The 3,208-nt window shown below is 72.6% G+C and carries 3 protein-coding genes and 2 pseudogenes; 2 read left to right on the plus strand and 3 right to left on the minus strand.

Annotated elements, in window-relative coordinates; genetic code table 11:
- Positions 1–32 precede the first annotated feature (32 nt).
- Complete coding sequence (locus JNW89_RS32315; protein ID WP_238451942.1) at positions 33–836, minus strand: SGNH/GDSL hydrolase family protein; 804 nt, start codon at positions 834–836, stop codon at positions 33–35.
- A 238-nt stretch (positions 837–1,074) separates the two neighbouring features.
- Between JNW89_RS32315 and JNW89_RS32320 the strand changes: the two are divergent.
- Positions 1,075–1,759: pseudogene (locus tag JNW89_RS32320) on the plus strand (NADPH-dependent F420 reductase).
- A gap of 152 nt (positions 1,760–1,911) precedes the next feature.
- Here JNW89_RS32320 and JNW89_RS32325 read toward each other — a convergent pair.
- Together JNW89_RS32325 and JNW89_RS32330 are read right to left on the minus strand one after the other, a co-directional pair.
- Positions 1,912–2,451 (minus strand): annotated as a pseudogene (locus JNW89_RS32325) (GNAT family N-acetyltransferase); the annotation flags it as partial.
- Between the two features lie 9 nt (positions 2,452–2,460).
- On the minus strand, positions 2,461–2,943 hold the full coding sequence (locus JNW89_RS32330) for a GNAT family N-acetyltransferase (RefSeq protein WP_238451943.1): 483 nt from the start codon (positions 2,941–2,943) through the stop codon (positions 2,461–2,463).
- Positions 2,944–2,982: 39 nt separating this feature from the next.
- Here JNW89_RS32330 and JNW89_RS32335 point away from each other — a divergent pair.
- Positions 2,983–3,208: hypothetical protein (locus JNW89_RS32335; RefSeq protein ID WP_238451944.1), on the plus strand; the 226-nt coding region annotated here is incomplete at its 3' end.

The raw sequence follows: 3,208 nt of genomic DNA on the forward strand, positions 1-3,208 counted from the left end.
GGCGCGGCGCGCCGGGGGGCGGCGGTGGCGGGTCAGCCGGCCGCCGAGCGGAACACCGGGTAGTAGCCGCCGGACTGACCGGCCGCCGTCGGGTGGTACGAGATGCCGATGTTGGTGTAGTTCAACGCGTGCAGCCACTTCTCCCCGTAGCTGCACAGCTGGTGCCCGACGAAGATCGACCGGACGTCGGCGAAGGTGAAGCCGGCGGCGGCCGCGGCGCTGCGGGTGATGTCGTCGACCAGGTTGATGCCCTCATTGATCTTCGCGCGGGAGGTGGCGCTGAGCCCGACGCAGAACGTGCCGAGCTGGTAGAAGACCGGGTAGCCGACGACCACCACCCGGGCCGACGGGGCCCGGCTGCGAATGCCGTTGTAGACGGTGGCCAGCAGGCCGGCCAGCTGCGCCCGGGCCTTGTCCTCGGCGGCCTGCACCGCGGCCACGCACTGCGTCTCACCCTGCAGCACGCAGGTGGTCATGATGCTGGAGAAGCCGACGTCGTTGCCGCCGACGGTGACACTGACCAGCGTGGTGCTCGCCGAGAGGGCGGGGAGCTGGGTGTTGGTCACGCTGGTGGTGGTCGCCCCGGAGCAGGCCACCGAGCGGTACGAGGCGGGCTTGATGTTGGTGTTGTACAGCGCCGGGTACGCGCTGGTGCTGCGCTGACAGGAACCGCTCTCGGCGGTGTAGTTCCCGGCGCCGACGCCGGATGCGTACGAGTCGCCGAGGGCGACGTACTGGTCGCTGGGGGATGCCTGGGCGGGCACCGCGATGCCGAGCGTGACGCCGAGGGACGCGGCGAGGCTCAGGGCGAGGGTCACGAAACGGGATCTCCGCACGTCGCACTCCTGGGGGTGGGAAGTGGTGGTGTGAGATAGATATCAATTGATCGGTGCGGGTCGGAAGATCACCGATTGCGCGGCAGGTGCAGATAGATACTTAGCGATACAAACCATTGCCAGTGATGCGATCGATGATGAAGGATTCCTCCACGGGGCGATCCGTGCGCGCCGCCGGCCGGATAACCAAGCACGGTGGTGGGGAATGCCGACGTCCACACCGGAGTTGGCAACGGACATGACAACTGTGGGACTGATCGGCAGCGGCAACATCGGTGGCACCGTGGCCCGGCTGGCGGTGGCCGCCGGTCACGACGTGGTGCTCAGCAACTCGCGCGGACCGGAGACGCTGAAGGACCTGGTGGCGGAGCTGGGCCCGCGGGCCCAGGCGGCCACACCGGCCGAGGCCGCCGCGGCGGGGGCCCTGGTCGTGGTCACCATTCCGCTGCGGGCCTACCGCGAGGTGCCCGCCGCGCCGCTGGCCGGCAAGACGGTCATCGACACCAACAACTACTACCCGGAGCGGGACGGGCACTTCCCGGAGCTGGACGACGAGTCGACGACCACCAGTGAGCTGCTCCAGGCGCACCTGCCGGAGTCCCGCGTGGTCAAGGCCTTCAACAACATCTACTTCGCGCACCTGCGCGCCCTGGCCCGCCCGGCGGGGGCCGCCGACCGCAGCGCGCTGCCGATCGCCGGCGACGACGCCGGCGCCAAGGCCGCGGTGACCGCGTTCCTCGACTCGCTCGGGTACGACGCCGTGGACGTCGCCGCTGGCCGAGGGCTGGCGGTTCCAGCGGGACACCGCCGCGTACGCCGGCCTCTACTCGGCCGACCCGAACGACTGGGAGCGGCCCGCCGCGAGGAACGCGGAGCAGGTCCGGGCCGCGCTGGCCGCCGCCCGCCGCTACGCCGACAGCTGAGCGGCGACGCCTGACCCGGTGGCGGTGCCGGTCCGGCACCGCCACCGCTGCGGGCCGGCCTCCGTCGCGGCGTCCCGGCCGCCCGGGGCCTCACCCGGAGCAGACCCGACCGGTCGGGAATCGCGCAGCGGACGGACCGGGGTCGAGGCCGGCGAGCGCCACTCGTCGGCGAGCACCGACCAGACCTCGATGTCGATCCGGCCCGCCGGGCCCGGGTAGAGCTGCCGCAGCGTGCCGTCCCGGCGCATGCCGAGCCGCCGGGCCACGGCGATGCTGCGCGTGTTGGTGGCGTTGGTACGCCACTCCACCCGCTGGATGCCCCGCTCGCCCACCGCCCAGTCGACGATCCGGCCGACCGCGCGAGTGACCAGCCCCCGACCCTCGGCCGCCGGCTCCAGCCAGCAGCCCGCCTCGCAGACGCCGAGCGCCGCGTCGAACGACACGAACATCACCCCGCCGACCAGGACCCCGTCGTCCCAGATGCCCCAGATGCCGCCGGCGTCGCGCGCCCACAGGTCGGCGTAGCGACGCAGCACGGTCCGGGCCGAGTCGAGGTCGGTCGCCACGAAGGAGGCGCCGACCCAGGGCGTGATGTGCTGCCGGGCCCGGTCGAGGTGGGCCAGGAACTCCTCCGCGCACCAGGGCGACAGCGGGCGCAGCTCGGCGGAACCGGTCAACGGCAGGGCGAACACGGCGACTCCTCAGGACGCGGGCAGGCTCAGGCGCAGGGTGGGGCCAAGGGTGTCCCGGAAGCCGAGCGAGCGGTAGAGCGCCTCGCCGGCCACCGACGCCCGCAGATCGATCTTCACTACGCCACGGTCCCGGTACCAGTCGAGCAGGCCCGTCAGGCAGGCCCGGGAGTAGCCGCGCCGCCGGCACCCCGGGTCGGTGACCACGTTGAAGACGTAGCCGGTCAGTCCACTGGGGTTGCCCGGCCCGCCCAGGCGACACTCGATGGTGCCGGTCGCGCAGGCGGCGAGCACGCCGGGTCGGTCGGGGGCGTCCACCACGAAGACGGCCATCAGGTCCGCCGGGTCGGCGAGCCGCTCGCGCAGCACCTCCCGGGCGGCCGGCTGCCACGGCCCGGGCGGCGGCTCCGCCCCGTCCATCGACGCCAGCATCACCCCGCGCAGCCGGACGATCTCCGCCGCGTCACCGGGTCCGGCCCGCCGCACCTTGATCATGACCGGACGGTACCGCACCCGGCCGGCCGGGCGTGGCAGGTGATTCCGCTGGTCGGGAACGGCGACGACACGCGCGTCGACAGTTGCGCCGCAGTCCCGCAAACGAAACTCTATGACCGGTCCCTCGACACGCCTCGGAGGCGACAGATGCCCCAGCTCCGTACCGCGGCCGGCCGGGCGTGGCAGGTGATTCCGCTGGTCGGGAACGGCGACGACACGCGCGTCGACAGTTGCGCCGCAGTCCCGCAAACGAAACTCTATGACC

The sequence above is a fragment of the Micromonospora sp. 4G55 genome, assembly GCF_016803375.1.